The organism is Leclercia pneumoniae, assembly GCF_017348915.1.
Classification (GTDB): domain Bacteria; phylum Pseudomonadota; class Gammaproteobacteria; order Enterobacterales; family Enterobacteriaceae; genus Enterobacter; species Enterobacter pneumoniae.
The window spans coordinates 3,247,597-3,263,951 of sequence record NZ_CP071383.1 but is presented as its reverse complement, the minus strand read 5'-3'; the positions used below and the strand labels follow the sequence as shown (position 1 = coordinate 3,263,951).

General features: G+C 54.0%; 18 protein-coding genes. 11 read left to right on the top strand and 7 right to left on the bottom strand.

Annotated features, from left to right (window positions below; translation table 11 throughout):
• Positions 1-60: 60 nt before the first annotated feature.
• Positions 61-1,722, bottom strand: coding sequence for a DNA repair protein RecN (gene recN, locus JZ655_RS15805; RefSeq protein WP_207292242.1), 1,662 nt, complete (start codon positions 1,720-1,722; stop codon positions 61-63).
• 85 nt (positions 1,723-1,807) lie between these two features.
• Positions 1,808-2,686, bottom strand: coding sequence for an NAD(+) kinase (gene nadK / locus JZ655_RS15800; protein WP_040078426.1), 879 nt, complete (start codon positions 2,684-2,686; stop codon positions 1,808-1,810).
• Between the two features lie 121 nt (positions 2,687-2,807).
• Here nadK and grpE point away from each other — a divergent pair, with 121 nt between their 5' ends.
• The gene (gene grpE, locus JZ655_RS15795; protein ID WP_040074383.1) at positions 2,808-3,401 is read left to right on the top strand and encodes a nucleotide exchange factor GrpE; all 594 of its coding nucleotides are present in this window, start codon (positions 2,808-2,810) and stop codon (positions 3,399-3,401) included.
• 48 nt (positions 3,402-3,449) lie between these two features.
• On the opposite strand, the gene JZ655_RS15790 is transcribed toward grpE, so the two are convergent.
• On the bottom strand, positions 3,450-4,739 hold the full coding sequence (locus JZ655_RS15790; RefSeq protein ID WP_207293863.1) for an HlyC/CorC family transporter: 1,290 nt from the start codon (positions 4,737-4,739) through the stop codon (positions 3,450-3,452).
• Between the two features lie 17 nt (positions 4,740-4,756).
• Entirely contained in the window at positions 4,757-5,548 is a 792-nt protein-coding gene (locus tag JZ655_RS15785; protein WP_046886254.1) for a cytochrome C assembly family protein, read from the bottom strand.
• Between the two features lie 166 nt (positions 5,549-5,714).
• Here JZ655_RS15785 and ffh point away from each other — a divergent pair, with 166 nt between their 5' ends.
• The 7 genes from ffh (at position 5,715) to JZ655_RS15750 (ending at position 11,289) form a co-directional block, all read left to right on the top strand.
• The gene (gene ffh, locus JZ655_RS15780) at positions 5,715-7,076 is read left to right on the top strand and encodes a signal recognition particle protein (RefSeq protein ID WP_046886243.1); all 1,362 of its coding nucleotides are present in this window, start codon (positions 5,715-5,717) and stop codon (positions 7,074-7,076) included.
• A 254-nt stretch (positions 7,077-7,330) separates the two neighbouring features.
• Positions 7,331-7,579, top strand: coding sequence for a 30S ribosomal protein S16 (gene rpsP, locus JZ655_RS15775; protein WP_003863133.1), 249 nt, complete (start codon positions 7,331-7,333; stop codon positions 7,577-7,579).
• A 15-nt stretch (positions 7,580-7,594) separates the two neighbouring features.
• The gene (gene rimM, locus JZ655_RS15770) at positions 7,595-8,134 is read left to right on the top strand and encodes a ribosome maturation factor RimM (RefSeq protein WP_040074387.1); all 540 of its coding nucleotides are present in this window, start codon (positions 7,595-7,597) and stop codon (positions 8,132-8,134) included.
• 30 nt (positions 8,135-8,164) lie between these two features.
• Positions 8,165-8,932: a tRNA (guanosine(37)-N1)-methyltransferase TrmD gene (gene trmD, locus JZ655_RS15765; protein ID WP_040074388.1), complete on the top strand. Its 768-nt coding sequence runs from the start codon at positions 8,165-8,167 to the stop codon at positions 8,930-8,932.
• Positions 8,933-8,975: 43 nt separating this feature from the next.
• Positions 8,976-9,323: a 50S ribosomal protein L19 gene (gene rplS, locus JZ655_RS15760; RefSeq protein WP_002914145.1), complete on the top strand. Its 348-nt coding sequence runs from the start codon at positions 8,976-8,978 to the stop codon at positions 9,321-9,323.
• Positions 9,324-9,454: 131 nt separating this feature from the next.
• Positions 9,455-9,883 (top strand): DUF2946 domain-containing protein, encoded by a 429-nt coding sequence (locus JZ655_RS15755; RefSeq protein WP_040074430.1) that lies wholly within the window; start codon positions 9,455-9,457, stop codon positions 9,881-9,883.
• A gap of 38 nt (positions 9,884-9,921) precedes the next feature.
• Positions 9,922-11,289, top strand: coding sequence for a PepSY-associated TM helix domain-containing protein (locus JZ655_RS15750; protein WP_207292241.1), 1,368 nt, complete (start codon positions 9,922-9,924; stop codon positions 11,287-11,289).
• A gap of 4 nt (positions 11,290-11,293) precedes the next feature.
• Here the strand turns inward: JZ655_RS15750 and JZ655_RS15745 are convergent, their stop codons facing one another.
• The gene (locus JZ655_RS15745) at positions 11,294-11,776 is read right to left on the bottom strand and encodes an OmpA family protein (protein ID WP_040074432.1); all 483 of its coding nucleotides are present in this window, start codon (positions 11,774-11,776) and stop codon (positions 11,294-11,296) included.
• 4 nt (positions 11,777-11,780) lie between these two features.
• Positions 11,781-12,953, bottom strand: a complete 1,173-nt coding sequence (gene dgcN / locus JZ655_RS15740) for a diguanylate cyclase DgcN/YfiN (RefSeq protein WP_281069594.1) — start codon at positions 12,951-12,953, stop codon at positions 11,781-11,783.
• Between the two features lie 49 nt (positions 12,954-13,002).
• On the opposite strand from dgcN, the gene JZ655_RS15735 reads away from it, so the two are divergent.
• Positions 13,003-13,700, top strand: a protein-coding gene (locus JZ655_RS15735; protein ID WP_242637262.1) for an IS1-like element IS1A family transposase whose coding sequence is annotated in 2 segments (ribosomal slippage) — positions 13,003-13,252 and positions 13,252-13,700 — 699 coding nt in all. Because the reading frame shifts where the segments join, the coding sequence is not laid out codon by codon here.
• A 10-nt stretch (positions 13,701-13,710) separates the two neighbouring features.
• Here the strand turns inward: JZ655_RS15735 and JZ655_RS15730 are convergent.
• On the bottom strand, positions 13,711-13,935 hold the full coding sequence (locus JZ655_RS15730; protein ID WP_207292239.1) for a DUF2799 domain-containing protein: 225 nt from the start codon (positions 13,933-13,935) through the stop codon (positions 13,711-13,713).
• A 214-nt stretch (positions 13,936-14,149) separates the two neighbouring features.
• Here JZ655_RS15730 and aroF point away from each other — a divergent pair, with 214 nt between their 5' ends.
• Together aroF and tyrA are read left to right on the top strand one after the other, a co-directional pair.
• Complete coding sequence (gene aroF, locus JZ655_RS15725) at positions 14,150-15,220, top strand: 3-deoxy-7-phosphoheptulonate synthase (protein WP_207292238.1); 1,071 nt, start codon at positions 14,150-14,152, stop codon at positions 15,218-15,220.
• Positions 15,221-15,230: 10 nt separating this feature from the next.
• Positions 15,231-16,352 (top strand): bifunctional chorismate mutase/prephenate dehydrogenase, encoded by a 1,122-nt coding sequence (gene tyrA / locus JZ655_RS15720; RefSeq protein ID WP_207292237.1) that lies wholly within the window; start codon positions 15,231-15,233, stop codon positions 16,350-16,352.
• Positions 16,353-16,355: the final 3 nt, after the last annotated feature.

Here is a 16,355-nt window from a genome sequence, read left to right as displayed (position 1 = left end):
TTGGTGCCAGGTCTGGCGGCGTTTTTATTGTTCTGTATGACTCTGAGATCCCGAAAAAGTTTAGGCAGCCAGCAGTTCTTTCGCGTTCGCGAGCGTATTACGTGTTACCTCGCTACCGCCCAGAAGGCGCGCCAGCTCTTGCAGGCGGGCTCGTTTGTCCAGCGGCTGCATATGCGTTTCGGTCATTTCACCATCGGTCTCTTTACTGACGTAGAAATGGTGATGTCCGCATCCTGCTACCTGAGGCAGGTGGGTCACGCACATGACCTGGGTAGATTCTCCCAGTTGGCGAAGCAGTTTGCCGACTACGGCTGCCGTCGGGCCGCTGATGCCCACATCCACTTCATCAAAGATAAGCGCCGGGGTTTCCATCTTCTGCGCGGTAATGACCTGGATTGCCAGCGCAATACGCGACAGTTCACCCCCCGAAGCCACTTTAGAGATGGCCTGCAGCGGCTGCCCCGGGTTGGTAGTCACACGGAACTCGATGCGGTCTGCGCCATCTGCGGTGAGATGGTTGGCTTCGAACTTCACCTCGATGGTGAAGACACCGTGCGGCATGGAGAGGGCGTGCATACTCTCGGTAATATGCTGGCTCAGCTCCTGGGCATAGCGCTGGCGAACCTCATGTAGCTGCTGCGCCGTCTCCAGCGCCTGCTGGTGATGAACGCTCACCGCCAGGGAGAGCGTCTCCTGGGAATCGGCCTGATCGTCAAGGAGCTGCTGCTCATCAAGAAGTGACTGGTGGTAAACCGGTAACTCTTCCGGCGCCACGTGATGTTTACGGGCCAGAGAAATCTGGCGCGAAATACGCTGCTCAAGTTCAAACAGACGATTCGGGTCGAGATCCAGCCGATCGCAATAGTGGCGCAGTTCATCTCCCGCTTCAGAGAGCTGAATGGCGGCCTCTTCCAGCATATCCAGCACGCCAGAGAGTTTGCTGTCCATTCCCGTCAGCTCGGTTACCAACTGACGTACGGTATAGAGCTGGCTTTGCAGGTTAACATCTTCGCCATCGGCGAGCAGACTCAATGCCTGCTGGCTAACCGAGAGCAGCTGTCCGCTGTTGGCCAGACGTTTGTACTCTTCGTCGATTTGTTCGAATTCGCCCGCCTGCGGGTTAAATTCATTCAGCTCTTTCAGCTGATAGGCCAGCAGCTCAGCACGGGCTGCACGCTCCTGGCTCTGTTGTTGATGGTGGGCCAGCTCGCGGCAGCTATGGTGCCACTGGCGATAGTGCTCAGCCATCAGCTGAGTGAGTGCATACTCACCAGCATAACCATCAAGCAGCGATTTTTGATGTTCAGGTTTCACAAGCTGTTGATGCGCATGCTGACCGTGGATCTGAATCAGTAGCTGACCCAGCTCGCGCAGCTGCGACAGGGGAACGGCTGTGCCGTTGATGAAACCACGGGAACGTCCGTCGCTGCTGATGACGCGGCGGAGTAAGCACTCACGGCCATCTTCGAGCTGGTTCTCTTCAAGCCAGCGCTGGGCGGCAGGGGTATCTTTGAGCGCGAAGCGGGCGCAGAGGTCGGCACGGCTCGCGCCTGCGCGCACCATGTCGCCTTCAGCACGACCGCCCAGGCACAAGCCGAGCGCATCAATGGCAATAGATTTACCGGCACCGGTTTCACCGGTGATGGCGGTCATGCCACTGTGAAAATCGATTTCGAGTTCACGAACGATGGCGAAGTTGCTGATGGTCAGTTGTGCCAGCATAAACGTTTTCCTGTATGAAAAACCATGACTGTTTTTTCATACAGTATAAACTGGTTTTTTATACAGTAAAGTGCTGGATGCAAAATCAGAACAATTTTTTCGACCAGCCGAGCTTAGAGCTTAATGTATTGAAATAGCTGTAATCTTTAGGGTGAATCAGATTGAGGTGGTAATCGCAGCGGCGGATTAACACATCTTCGCCTTCCTGAATTGGCAGCGCGATCTGGCTGTCACAACTGATCTCCAGGTCGCTGCGGCGGTGCGAGAAGCGCAGTCGTATAGTGCTGCTGCTGTTGATCACCAGCGGGCGTGCCGAGAGGGTGTGCGGGAACATGGGGACCAGCGTAATGGCGTCCAGAGAGGGGGTCAGAATCGGGCCGCCTGCAGAGAGCGAATAGGCCGTTGACCCGGTCGGGGTTGAAATAATCAGGCCGTCGGAACGCTGCGAAAAGGCGAAGGTTTCATCGATATAGACTTCGAATTCGATCATGTGGGCAACTTTACCCGGGTGCAGCACCACTTCGTTAATGGCGGTACTGATGCGTTTCTGGCAATCCTGTGCGCAGACCTGCGCCTCCAGTAAAAAACGCTTTTCGCTGATGTAATGGCCTTCCAGTACATCGGCCAGTTGCTGCTGAGCATTGTCGGGATCGAGGTCTGTTAAAAAGCCCAGATTGCCGCGGTTAATACCAATCACTTTGATGTCGTAGCGCGCCAGCGTGCGCGCCGCCCCCAGCATATTACCATCACCCCCAACCACTACCGCGAGGTCGGCCTGCTGACCAATTTCTGCCAGCGTGCCCGTTTTCACCTTGGTCAGCTGTAGCTCCTGGGCGATTTGCTGCTCTACCATCACCTCATAGCCCTTGGCGCACAGCCAGCGATACAACATTTCATGTGTCGTCAGCGCGGTGGGGTGACGTGGATGACCAACAATCCCAATACACTTGAAATGATTATTCATTTTCTGGAGGTCCTTGTGCGAATGAATGATGACAATGTGGCTTGTTCCCTTGAATCCCGGAAACTGATCCCCATAATAAGCGAAGTTAGCGAGTTGAATGCAGAAAAACGCGGAGAAATTCATGAGTAGTAAAGAACAGAAAACGCCTGAGGGGCAAGCCCCGGAAGAAATTATCATGGAACAGCACGAGGAAGTTGAGGCGGTTGAGCCGGACGCTTCTGCTGAGCAGGTGGATCCGCGCGATGAAAAAATTGCGAATCTGGAAGCTCAGTTAGCTGAAGCCCAGGGCCGTGAGCGCGACAGCGTCCTGCGCGTGAAGGCGGAGATGGACAACCTGCGCCGCCGTACCGAGCTGGACGTCGAAAAGGCGCATAAATTCGCGCTGGAGAAGTTCGTCAATGAACTCCTGCCGGTGATCGATAGCCTGGATCGCGCGCTGGAAGTGGCTGATAAAGCAAATCCGGACAACGCGGCGATGATTGAAGGTATCGAACTGACGCTGAAATCCATGCTCGATGTGGTACGTAAGTTCGGCGTGGAAGTCGTGGCCGATACCAACGTGGCGCTGGATCCGAACGTCCATCAGGCAATCGCGATGGTGGAGTCGGAAGAGGTTGCCGCAGGTAACGTGCTGGCGGTCATGCAGAAGGGATATACCCTGAACGGCCGTACCATTCGCGCTGCGATGGTGACCGTGGCGAAAGCGAAAGCGTAACTGGTACCTGCAGGCCGGGTAGCCACTTCGCTTACCCGGCCTGTAACATCATGACTCTGCCACGCTCTCCCGCAGCGGCTTCACCGGCAGCACCTTCACCTGTTTAATCATATTGTCCTGCACATCCAGGATATCAATATCGTATTGCCCGATACGCACCCGCGTACCTGCGGCCGGGATCTCTTCCAGCGCTTCCAGAATCATGCCGTTTATCGTCCGCGCTTCATCCTCTGGCAGATGCCAGTTAAAGGCTTTATTCAGCTCGCGCACGCTGGCGCTGCCGTCTATCAGCACAGAGCCATCATTCTGCGGGGTCACCTCTTCAGCAAGGGACGGCGACATAGAGGTAGTAAAATCGCCGACGATCTCTTCAAGAATATCCTCGACCGTGACTAGTCCCTGAATGTCACCGTATTCATCTACCACCAGACCGACTTTTTTCTTATTGCGCTGGAATTTGACCAACTGGGTACTAAGCGGCGTGCCTTCCGGAATGTAGTAGATCTCGTCTGCGGCGCGCAGCATGACCTCTTTGGTAAACTCATTTTTCTCAGTCATCAGGCGATACGCTTCACGCACGCGCAGCATGCTGATGGTATCGTCCAGTGAATCGCGATAGAGCACGATGCGACCGTGCGGGGAGTGGGTGAGCTGGCGAACAATGGCTTTCCAGTCGTCGTTGATATCGATGCCGACGATCTCGTTACGGGGCACCATGATGTCGTCGACGCTGATTTTTTCCAGGTCCAGTACCGACAGCAGCATATCCTGATTACGGCGCGAGATTTGCGAGCGGGATTCATTAACGATAGTGCGCAACTCATCCTTGCTCAGCGCGCTGCTGATCGTGACATCGGCTTTAATACCCACCATCCGCATTAGCAGGCGCGTCACCATATTCAGTAACCACACCAGCGGCATCATCAGAATAAGCAGCGGCGCCAGCAGGAAGCTGCTGGGGTAGGCGACCTTCTCTGGATAGAGTGCAGCGACAGTTTTGGGCAGGACTTCGGCAAATACCAACACCACAAAGGTGAGCACCCCGGTGGCGATGGCGACGCCTGCATTACCATACAGGCGCATCCCGACAATGGTGCCAAGCGCAGAGGCAAGAATATTGACCAGGTTATTGCCGATCAGCACCAGGCTAATCAGGCGGTCAGGCTTACGCAGCAGCTTTTCTACGCGGCGGGCGGCGCGGTTACCTTGTTTGGCGCGATGACGTAACCGGTAACGGTTCAGGGTCATCATGCCGGTTTCCGAGCCGGAGAAATAGGCGGAAATAACCACCATGATGATCAGCGTAACGATCAGCGCGGTGGTGGAGATGTGTTCCAGGGGGAACTCCTTGGTTGCTAACTAACAAATTGCTGTATAACGCGGCTACCGAAGTAGGCCAGCGTCAGGATGCCAGCGCCCGCTACGTTGAACCAGACCACGCGGCGGCCACGCCAGCCCTGATGATAATGGCCCCATAACAGGACAATATAGACAAACCACGCCACGATAGAGAGGACGGCTTTGTCGATATTCTCAGTGCTGAACAGATTGTTCATGTAAAACAGGCCGGTACAGAGCGTGAGTGTTAGCAGGACGACGCCAACCTGAGTGATGTGAAACATTTTACGCTCAATCACCATCAGCGGCGGCATTTCATGACTAAAGGCCAGCTTTTTGTTCTTGAGCTGATAATCGATCCATGCCAGCTGCATGGCATACAGCGCAGCAATAATCAGCGTGGCATAGGAGAAGAGCGACAGACCGATATGCACCATCATCCCGGGCGTCGTCTCCAGATGGGTGATGTATTCGTTAGGGACGAAGGTGGCAAAGGCGAGGTTGATCAGCGCAAACGCGTAAACAATAGGCAGCAACAGCCAGCCGCGGTTCTTGGAGGCGACGACAGTCATCACCGTACAGATCATCAAGCTAACCAGCGAACCGACGTTCAACACGCTCAGATTTTGCACGCTGCCGTCGCCAGGAATGATGCGCGACTCCAGCGCAAAGGCGTGACTCACCAGCGCTATCACCGCCGACAAAATAGCCATGCGCCGCCAGCCGCTGTTTTTTTGCAGCAGGCCAGGAATAATCAGCGCAAGGCTGATGGAGTAGGCAACAAGGGCGATCAGTGCGAAAACAGGCATATAGGTGTCGACAGTTGTCTTAATAAGAAAGAGAAGCAGTATAACGTTACGTGACGCCTGCTCCAACCGTTGCATAACAACAAAGCCGCCTTCATGTTATACTCCGGCAAAATTCTGTGTATGTGTCGCATGAGCGACCCAACGTTTCTACCCCAGGCGAGAGACAATGTTTGATAATTTAACCGATCGTTTGTCGCGCACGCTGCGCAACATCAGCGGCCGCGGACGCCTTACCGAAGAGAATATTAAAGAGACGCTGCGCGAAGTCCGCATGGCACTGCTCGAAGCCGACGTGGCGCTGCCGGTCGTGCGTGAATTCATCAACCGTGTGAAAGAGAAAGCGGTTGGCCATGAAGTTAACAAGAGCCTGACCCCAGGGCAGGAGTTCGTCAAAATCGTTCGTAATGAACTGGTTTCGGCGATGGGCGAAGAGAACCAGGTGCTGAACCTGGCGGCTCAGCCACCTGCGGTCGTGCTGATGGCGGGCCTGCAGGGTGCAGGTAAAACCACCAGCGTTGGTAAGCTGGGTAAATTCTTACGCGAGAAGCACAAGAAAAAAGTGCTGGTTGTTTCTGCGGACGTCTATCGCCCGGCGGCGATCAAGCAGCTCGAAACCCTGGCCGAGCAGGTTGGCGTGGATTTCTTCCCGTCCGACGTTGCCCAGAAGCCAGTCGACATCGTTAACGCGGCGCTGAAAGAAGCGAAGCTGAAATTCTACGACGTGCTGCTGGTGGATACCGCCGGTCGTCTGCACGTTGACGAAGCGATGATGGACGAGATCAAGCAGGTGCATGCCTCTATCAATCCGGTAGAGACCCTGTTTGTTGTTGACGCCATGACCGGTCAGGATGCGGCCAATACCGCCAAAGCGTTTAACGAAGCGCTGCCGTTAACCGGCGTGGTACTGACCAAAGTGGACGGTGACGCCCGCGGCGGTGCGGCGCTCTCGATTCGTCATATCACCGGTAAGCCCATTAAGTTCCTCGGCGTGGGTGAGAAAACCGAAGCGCTGGAGCCGTTCCATCCGGATCGTATCGCCTCGCGTATCCTCGGCATGGGCGATGTCCTGTCCCTGATCGAAGATATCGAAAGCAAAGTTGACCGCGCTCAGGCTGAGAAGCTGGCGAATAAACTGAAGAAAGGCGATGGCTTCGACCTGACCGACTTCCTTGAGCAGCTGCGCCAGATGAAAAACATGGGCGGCATGGCAAGCCTGATGGGCAAACTGCCGGGCATGGGCCAGATCCCGGACAACGTTAAATCGCAGATGGACGATAAGGTGCTGGTGCGTATGGAGGCGATTATCAACTCGATGACGCTGAAAGAACGTGCGAAGCCAGAAATCATCAAAGGTTCGCGTAAACGTCGTATCGCAGCCGGCTGCGGTATGCAGGTGCAGGACGTAAACCGTCTTCTGAAACAGTTCGACGACATGCAGCGCATGATGAAGAAAATGAAGAAGGGCGGTATGGCGAAGATGATGCGCGGGATGAAGGGGATGATGCCCCCAGGATTCCCTGGCCGCTAATCAATTCTGGCCTGGCTTGTTTGCCATTTTGGCACCGGGGTGTGCTCGTCATCCTCACGTACTGCGTGTACGCTGCGGTGACTGCGCGCACGCCGGCACCAAACTGACTGCACCGCCGACGGCCTTTTACAGCAGAATATGAACTGCTGATTGCATTTTCCCCAGAAATCAGTAAAATTTTCGGGCTTTTAATATGACACCCGGGCTCCGTTCCTCGATGGGGCCCGGTTGTTTTATTCACACAAGAGGATGTTATGGTAACTATTCGTTTAGCACGTCACGGCGCTAAAAAGCGTCCGTTCTACCAGGTTGTTGTTACTGACAGCCGTAATGCACGCAACGGTCGCTTCATCGAGCGCGTTGGTTTCTTCAACCCACTGGCCGCTGGCGCAGAAGAAGAAACCCGTCTGGATCTGGATCGTATCGCTCACTGGGTTGGCCAGGGCGCTACTGTTTCCGATCGCGTTGCTACGCTGATCAAAGCAGCAAACAAAGCAGCTTAATCTGTCACGGTGGTCATGATGAGCAATAAAGCACCTGTTGAACCGATTGTATTGGGCAAAATGGGTTCTTGCTACGGTATCCGTGGTTGGCTCAGAGTGTTTTCCTCCACTGAAGACGCTGATAGCATTTTTAATTACCAGCCCTGGTTTATCCAGAAAGCCGGTAAGTGGGTCGAAGTCGAGCTGGAAAGCTGGCGTCACCACAATCAGGACATCATCATCAAGCTGAAAGGCGTAGATGATCGTGATGCCGCGAATGCACTGACTAATTGTGAAATTGTCGTGGATTCGTCGCAGTTGCCACAGCTGGAAGAGGGCGACTACTACTGGAAAGACCTTATGGGTTGCCAGGTGGTCACTACCGAAGGCTACAGCCTGGGGAAAGTCATCGATATGATGGAAACCGGGTCAAATGACGTTCTCGTTATTAAGGCAAACCTGAAAGATGCATTTGGCATCAAGGAGCGGTTGGTTCCGTTCCTCGATGGACAGGTTATCAAGAAAGTCGATCTCACTACTCAAACGATTGAAGTAGATTGGGATCCTGGTTTTTAAATTCTCCTGAAAACGGTAAAAGACGGCGCTATGTGGATTGGCATAATCAGCCTGTTTCCTGAAATGTTCCGCGCGATTACCGATTACGGGGTAACTGGCCGGGCAGTAAAAAATGGCCTGCTGAGCATCGAAAGCTGGAGTCCTCGTGATTTCACGCATGACCGGCACCGTACCGTGGACGATCGTCCTTACGGCGGCGGACCGGGGATGCTCATGATGGTTCAACCTTTACGGGATGCCATCGCAGCAGCTAAAGCCGCGGCAGGTGAAGGCGCGAAGGTGATTTATCTGTCACCTCAGGGACGCAAGCTTGATCAAGCGGGCGTGAGCGAACTGGCGACGAATCAAAAGCTGATTCTGGTCTGTGGGCGCTACGAAGGTGTAGATGAGCGCGTAATTCAAACCGAGATTGACGAAGAATGGTCTATCGGCGATTACGTTCTCAGCGGTGGTGAGTTACCGGCAATGACGCTGATTGACTCCGTGGCCCGGTTTGTTCCGGGTGTACTGGGACATGAAGCATCAGCAACGGAAGATTCCTTTGCTGACGGGTTGCTGGATTGCCCCCACTATACTCGTCCTGAAGTGTTAGAAGGGATGGAGGTTCCGGCAGTATTACTGTCTGGAAACCATGCCGAGATACGTCGCTGGCGCCTGAAGCAGTCGCTGGGCCGAACCTGGCTTAGAAGACCTGAACTTCTGGAAAACCTGGCTCTGACTGAAGAGCAAGCAAAGTTGCTGGCCGAGTTCAAAAGAGAACACGCGCACCAGCAGCATGAACATGATGGGAATGCGTAATACGCTCCCGAATATCAGTTTACCCAGGATAAGAGATTAAATTATGAGCAACATTATTAAGCAACTTGAACAAGAGCAGATGAAGCAGGACGTACCTTCCTTCCGTCCGGGTGATACCGTGGAAGTGAAAGTATGGGTTGTTGAAGGTTCCAAAAAACGTCTGCAGGCATTCGAGGGCGTGGTTATCGCTATTCGTAACCGCGGTCTGCACTCTGCATTCACTGTTCGCAAAATTTCCAACGGCGAAGGCGTTGAGCGTGTCTTCCAGACTCACTCTCCGGTAGTTGACAGCATTGCTGTTAAACGTCGTGGTGCTGTACGTAAAGCTAAACTGTACTACCTGCGTGAGCGTACTGGTAAGTCTGCTCGTATTAAAGAGCGTCTGAACTAAGATTCGCTTAAGCGACATCCTGTTAAAAAGGGCTGACCGAAAGGTTGGCCCTTTTTTTATCTCATCCTCTCTCTCGCGTTAACCCTTTCGACATAAATCGTTTACAATACCCGCGCTTTACTGGAGGGATAATGACGTTAAATCGGCAGCTAAAAAGATGGCAACGCGCAGCGGCATGGTCCGCGCTGTTTGCGATCCTGCTGATCGTTGTCGCGCCGTTAATTTCAGTATCGCTCAATAAAGATCCCATGAGCGCCATGCCCGGGATGCACCATGAAATGAGCATGGCAGAGCATCATGCGATGCCCCATGACATGCCTCACGACATGTCTCATAACACACCAGAAAGCCTGCCTATCGATCACGCTGAAGCCTGTGGCTACTGCGTGCTCCTGGCGCATGTTCCAGGGCTACTCCTGGCGCTGGTTGTGCTGCTTGCCGGAATGTTGTTAAGACAGCGGGTCACCCCAGTGCGGCCGGTTGTTAAACACTGGTACTTCTTCCCCTGGCTATACCCTGATACGCGTGCACCACCGCGCCGGTCTGCTTTTTCCCTTTAAAAATACAATCGATAACTTTTTGCCTTAAAAGGAAAAGTATGACTACCTGCACTCCGCGCGCGGCATGGGGCAACCTATTACGTCGCTTACACTTTTACGTTGGTCTGTTTGTCGGGCCCTTTATCTTTATTGCCGCGCTTTCCGGCACGCTGTATGTCGCCACCCCACAGCTGGAAGAGGCGCTTTATCACCATGCCCTGCATACCGATTCACAGGGGCCTGCGCGGCCGCTGGCAGAGCAAATTGCTGCAGCAGACAAGGTGACGGGCGGTGAGTTGCGTCTGCATGCTGTACGTCCGGGTTTGGTTGCGGGTGAAACCACCCGGGTCATGTATGCCGACCCTGAACTGTCTGCCTCTGAAAACCGGGCGATTTTTATCGATCCCGTGAGCCTCGCCGTTCGGGGCGACATGACCGTTTACGGTACCAGTGGGATCCTGCCACTGCGCCAGAAAATTGATTACCTGCATCGCTCGCTGCTGCTGGGAGATGTTGGCCGCCTGTATAGCGAGCTGGCCGCCTCATGGATGTGGATTGCTGCCCTTGGCGGAATCGCATTGTGGTTTATCACCCGGCCGAAACGTCGCATTAATAATCGCTTCCAGAATCGTCGTCGGCTACATGTCACTCTCGGCTGGACGTTGCTGGTCGGTATGCTGCTCTTTTCTGCTACCGGACTTACCTGGTCACAGTGGGCAGGCGGCAACGTAGATAAACTGCGGGCGCAGATGGGATGGATGACGCCGCAGGTGAATACGCAATTGCAAGGGCCAGCGATGGCTGCCGATCCGCATGCTGAACATCATGGGCACGGAATGAGTATGCCGATGCCTGCGGTTAAACCGGATTTGACGCTATTCGACGGTGTGCTGCATGTGGCTAAAGCGGCAGGTATTGATGCGTCTCGCCTTGAAATTCGACCGGCTAAAAGCGACACCCAGGCCTGGACGGTGACGGAAATCGATCGTGGCTGGCCTACTCAGGTGGATGCCGTGGCGGTGGATCCGCACACTCTGAGGGTACTCGACCATGCTCGTTTCGCCGATTATCCGCTAATGGCAAAGTTAACTCGCTGGGGTGTGGATCTGCATATGGGCGTGCTGTTTGGCTTGCCGAATCAGTTGCTCCTCATCGCCTTTGGCGTTGGCCTGTGCGTGATGATTGTCTGGGGTTATCGCATGTGGTGGATGCGCAGGCCGGCACATAATGTGATGAATCCGGCCCAGATGCTCTTTCAGAGCTGGAAAGATTTACCGATCTGGGGGCGAATGGTCACGCTGTTGATTAGCGTGCTGCTGGGTTTGATGATGCCAGTGATGGGGTGCAGTCTGGTGCTGTTTGTCATGATTGACTGGCTGCGCTGGCGCAAAGCCAGCGCGCTTTCACTGGCAGAATCGATGAAATAACGCTTCAGGGCGTGCTGATAACGACCGCGACGCGGCGGTTTTCGGCACGTCCCTGGGCTGTTTTGTTATCTGCCACCGGGAATTTCTTGCCTAACCCGTTAGTGGTGAAATTGTTGCGAGAAACCTGGGCACCCTGTGCCCACGCATCCGCGACCACATTTGCCCGTTTCAACGAAAGACTTTCGTTGTAACTATCCTCACCGTAGTTATCCGTATGACCATCCATGCGCGCATGGGTCAGCCCGGTTGCGGCAAGACGCGATGCCATGGTTTTGATCTGCTGCTCGCTTTCGGGGCGTAGCTGATATTCGTTTTTGCCGAACAGGATCTTTGCCGATAGCCCAAGTGACCAGTCGCCATTCGCTTCACTAAAGCCGTATGACTTCATAGCGGAAATCTGCTCCGGCGTGAATTTCCCCTGCGGTGCCTGACATCCGGTAAGCATTGCTGAAGCTAATACTAGCGGTGCGATATAACGCCTGAACATAGTGTCATCCTTTTTCCGATATTGTTTTTGCGCGCCGGTGTTTTACCCGGTACATATTTCTGTCGGCCTGCTCCAGTAAATGTTCAACCGAACTGTGTTCCCACGTTAGAGCAGAACCAATACTCAAAGACATTGTTGTTGTGTTGCCGTTATGCAGATCAAATGGAGGAGTAAACCGTTGCGCAATGTCGGCGCAGAGATCCTGAACTTCGTATTCCGAGTGGATGTCGTACAGGATCACCGCAAATTCATCCCCGCCCAGGCGGAAGGACTGATGGCGATTGCTACTAAACTCCACCAGACGGCGGGCCACTTCTATCAATACGCAATCCCCGGCCGCATGCCCCCAGGTATCATTAATCCGTTTGAAATCATCGCCATCCAGAAAGAGCAGGGCAGAGCGGGTACTTGCGGCGGCGTCATTCATCAGCGAATGGATGCTGGTACGAAACGCTGCGCGGTTGGCAAGCCCAGTGAGGGGATCGTGCATCGCTGTGCGAAGTAATTGCGCATTTTTTGCCTGCAACTTCAACTGCCACTCTTCCATCTCATCCAGCAGGCTATTGAAATCCTGACCGAAGCGATGAAATTCGTCGATGCGTTCCTGCTGCACGCGACGAGAGAAATTACGGTTCGAGCGCACATCATGCACCACATCGGTAATGTTCTGTAGCGCATCCACCACACCGTTATGCAGGCGGCGGGTGATGGTTAACGCGATAAACGAGGCGAAGAGAATACAGCCGGTGAGTACGGCAAAAGAGGTCCACAGGAAATGGCCGATCAGGCTATCGCGTGCGGTAAGACGTAATTCGCCAATGGTCTGGCCGTTATGCTGAACGGGCTGAGATACCGGCAGCGGGAAGAGCCAGCGGCTGACCAGGGCGCCCAGTTTGTCAGTATTATCATTTGGTCCCATTGACCAGGCAGCAAAGCGCTTGTTGTGGTGGTCTACCACCACGGCGGCGGAAAATTGTCCCTGCTTACCCAGGGTCGCGAGCGTTTCGTTGGCGGCGGTGGCATCGTTGAATACCATCGCGGCCTCCAGGCTGCGGCTCATTGTGGCCCCGGTTAAAGCCAGATTTTTTTGTGCATACTGTTTCAGCGTGACCACAGAAGCAATGCTAAGGAGTAGCCAGACCAGGGTCATGGTAATGACGACGCTAATTAGGGTGATGCTGCCAACTTACTGATTTAGTGTATGATGGTGTTTTTGAGGTGCTCCAGTGGCTTCTGTTTCTATCAGCTGTCCCTCCTGTTCAGCTACTGACGGGGTGGTGCGTAACGGCAAAAGCACCGCCGGACATCAGCGCTATCTCTGCTCTCACTGCCGTAAAACATGGCAACTGCAGTTCACTTACACCGCTTCTCAACCCGGTACGCACCAGAAAATCATTGATATGGCCATGAATGGCGTTGGATGCCGGGCAACCGCCCGCATTATGGGCGTTGGCCTCAACACGATTTTACGTCACTTAAAAAACTCAGGCCGCAGTCGGTAACCTCGCGCATACAGCCGGGCAGTGACGTCATCGTCTGCGCGGAAATGGACGAACAGTGGGGCTATGTCGGGGCTAAATCGCTCCAGCGCTGGCTGTTTTACGCGTATGACAGGCTCCGGAAGACGGTTGTTGCGCACGTATTCGGTGAACGCACTATGGCGACGCTGGGGCGTCTTATGAGCCTGCTGTCACCCTTTGACGTGGTGATATGGATGACGGATGGCTGGCCGCTGTATGAATCCCGCCTGAAGGGAAAGCTGCACGTAATCAGCAAGCGATATACGCAGCGAATTGAGCGGCATAACCTGAATCTGAGGCAGCACCTGGCACGGCTGGGACGGAAGTCGCTGTCGTTCTCAAAATCGGTGGAGCTGCATGACAAAGTCATCGGGCATTATCTGAACATAAAACACTATCAATAAGTTGGAGTCATTACCGCCCCGCCTTATAGCCCTTTAGATAGCGACTCCGATCGACTTCGGGATCGTGATAGGTATCGGCCAGCGTTTCGTTGGATTTGATCGCCGCACCGCTCAGCGCATCTTCTTTCCCGGCATCGAACCAGTCGGTGCCCCTCCAGTCAGGTTGATGGGTATAGGGATCGACCTGACAGGCAGCCAGCAGCAGGCAAAGCAGTGAAATCGCAATCGGGCGCATCAATGTTCTCCGTTTTATTTCAGCATAGCCTGGCGAATAGGAATATGGACTGTAATTTATTCTTTACGAATTTGTGGGCTGTTTTTTCATTAAAATAGCCTTTCGTAAACTTTTATGTACGTATTTTGGATTGAAATCTTTACTTTTTATGATATGGTTAGGTCTCCTCACTGAGGAAAACAACTATCGCAAACGAGCTTCCAGGATCGCCATCATGCAAAAAGACGCGCTGAACAACGTACATATTTCCGATGAACATGTTTTGATCACCCCGGATCAACTGAAAGCGGAATTCCCGCTGAGCATCGAGCAGGAAGCGCAAATCGCGCACTCCCGCCAGACCATCTCTAACATCATTGCTGGCCGTGACCCGCGCCTGCTGGTGGTATGCGGTCCATGCTCTATTCACGATCCTGAAACTGCCATTGAATATGCTCACCGATTTAAAGCCCTTGCCGCAGAGGTCAGCGATAGCCTCTATCTGGTGATGCGCGTCTATTTTGAAAAACCCCGTACCACCGTTGGCTGGAAGGGGCTGATTAACGATCCTCATATGGATGGCTCGTTTGATGTGGAAGCAGGCCTGAAGATTGCGCGTAATCTTCTGGTGGAGCTGGTCAGTATGGGGCTGCCCCTAGCGACCGAAGCACTGGATCCGAACAGCCCGCAGTACCTGGGGGACCTGTTCAGCTGGTCAGCCATTGGCGCGCGTACCACTGAATCACAAACTCACCGTGAAATGGCCTCTGGCCTTTCAATGCCGGTTGGATTTAAAAATGGTACCGACGGAAGCCTGGCTACGGCGATTAACGCCATGCGTGCCGCCGCGATGCCTCACCGTTTTGTGGGCATCAACCAGGCCGGGCAGGTGTGCCTGCTGCAGACCCAGGGTAACCCGGACGGGCATGTGATTTTGCGCGGTGGCAAAGCCCCTAACTACAGCCCGGCGGACGTCGCGCAGTGTGAAAAAGAGATGGAACAGGCGGGACTGCGCCCGGCGCTGATGGTAGATTGCAGTCATGGTAATTCAAACAAAGATTACCGCCGTCAGCCAGCGGTGGCCGAATCGGTGGTAGCGCAGATTAAAGATGGCAACCGCTCAATCATTGGTTTGATGATCGAGAGCAATATCCATGAAGGAAATCAGTCATCTGAACAGCCTCGCAGCGCCATGAAACACGGTGTTTCCGTGACCGATGCCTGCATTAGCTGGGAAACCACCGATGCGCTGCTGCGTGAGATCCACAAAGATTTAAATGGCCAGCTGGCGAAGCGTCTGGCTTAAGAGGGTAGTTATGGTTGCTGAATTGACCGCGTTACGCGATCAAATTGATGAGGTGGACAAGGCGCTGCTGGATTTGCTGGCGCGCCGGATGTCGCTGGTTGCCGAAGTGGGCGAGGTTAAAAGTCATTACGGCCTGCCGATTTATGTGCCTGAACGTGAAGCCTCCATGCTGGCATCCCGTCGAAAAGAGGCCGAGGCGCTGGGCGTCTCACCGGACTTAATTGAAGATGTCTTACGCCGTGTAATGCGTGAATCTTACTCCAGCGAAAACGATAAGGGTTTCAAAACTCTGTGCCCTTCGCTGCGCCCGGTAGTCATAGTTGGCGGTGGCGGCCAGATGGGGCGTCTGTTTGAAAAGATGCTTACCCTTTCTGGCTATCAGGTGCGTATTCTGGAAAAAGAGGACTGGGCACAGGCCGAAGCAATGGTATCGGACGCCGGAATGGTTATTGTCAGCGTGCCAATCCACGTGACGGAAGAGATCATTGCTAAACTGCCTCCATTACCCAAAGACTGTATCCTGATCGATCTGGCGTCCGTGAAAAATGGTCCGCTACAGGCGATGCTGGCTGCCCATCAGGGGCCGGTGCTTGGTCTGCACCCGATGTTCGGCCCGGACAGCGGCAGTCTGGCGAAGCAGGTGGTGGTCTATTGTGATGGCCGCCAGCCGGAGGCGTATCAGTGGTTCCTGGAGCAAATTCAGGTCTGGGGCGCGCGTTTGCACCGCATCAGCGCAGTTGAGCATGACCAGAATATGGCATTCATTCAGGCGCTGCGCCACTTTGCCACCTTTGCCTATGGCCTGCACCTGGCGGAAGAGAACGTACAGCTTGAGCAACTGCTGTCGTTGTCTTCACCTATCTATCGTCTGGAACTGGCTATGGTCGGGCGTCTGTTCGCCCAGGATCCGCAGCTTTATGCCGACATTATTATGTCGTCAACGAACAACCTGGCGCTGATCAAACGTTATTACCAACGCTTTGGCGAGGCCATAACGCTGCTGGAGCAGGGTGATAAACAGGCCTTTATCGACAGTTTCCGCAAGGTTGAACTCTGGTTTGGCGATTACGCTCAGCGCTTCCAGAGTGAGAGCCGAATACTGTTACGACAGGCAAATGACAGTCGTCAGTAATCC

Excerpts from the sequence above, each read along its gene's own strand:
- recN (WP_207292242.1), bottom strand. The coding sequence starts at position 1,722 with ATGCTGGCACAACTGACCATCAGCAACTTCGCCATCGTTCGTGAACTC.
- nadK (WP_040078426.1), bottom strand. The coding sequence starts at position 2,686 with ATGAATAATCATTTCAAGTGTATTGGGATTGTTGGTCATCCACGTCAC.
- grpE (WP_040074383.1), top strand. The coding sequence starts at position 2,808 with ATGAGTAGTAAAGAACAGAAAACGCCTGAGGGGCAAGCCCCGGAAGAA.
- JZ655_RS15785 (WP_046886254.1), bottom strand. The coding sequence starts at position 5,548 with ATGCCTGTTTTCGCACTGATCGCCCTTGTTGCCTACTCCATCAGCCTT.
- ffh (WP_046886243.1), top strand. The coding sequence starts at position 5,715 with ATGTTTGATAATTTAACCGATCGTTTGTCGCGCACGCTGCGCAACATC.
- rpsP (WP_003863133.1), top strand. The coding sequence starts at position 7,331 with ATGGTAACTATTCGTTTAGCACGTCACGGCGCTAAAAAGCGTCCGTTC.
- rimM (WP_040074387.1), top strand. The coding sequence starts at position 7,595 with ATGATGAGCAATAAAGCACCTGTTGAACCGATTGTATTGGGCAAAATG.
- trmD (WP_040074388.1), top strand. The coding sequence starts at position 8,165 with ATGTGGATTGGCATAATCAGCCTGTTTCCTGAAATGTTCCGCGCGATT.
- rplS (WP_002914145.1), top strand. The coding sequence starts at position 8,976 with ATGAGCAACATTATTAAGCAACTTGAACAAGAGCAGATGAAGCAGGAC.
- JZ655_RS15755 (WP_040074430.1), top strand. The coding sequence starts at position 9,455 with ATGACGTTAAATCGGCAGCTAAAAAGATGGCAACGCGCAGCGGCATGG.
- JZ655_RS15750 (WP_207292241.1), top strand. The coding sequence starts at position 9,922 with ATGACTACCTGCACTCCGCGCGCGGCATGGGGCAACCTATTACGTCGC.
- JZ655_RS15745 (WP_040074432.1), bottom strand. The coding sequence starts at position 11,776 with ATGTTCAGGCGTTATATCGCACCGCTAGTATTAGCTTCAGCAATGCTT.
- JZ655_RS15730 (WP_207292239.1), bottom strand. The coding sequence starts at position 13,935 with ATGCGCCCGATTGCGATTTCACTGCTTTGCCTGCTGCTGGCTGCCTGT.
- aroF (WP_207292238.1), top strand. The coding sequence starts at position 14,150 with ATGCAAAAAGACGCGCTGAACAACGTACATATTTCCGATGAACATGTT.
- tyrA (WP_207292237.1), top strand. The coding sequence starts at position 15,231 with ATGGTTGCTGAATTGACCGCGTTACGCGATCAAATTGATGAGGTGGAC.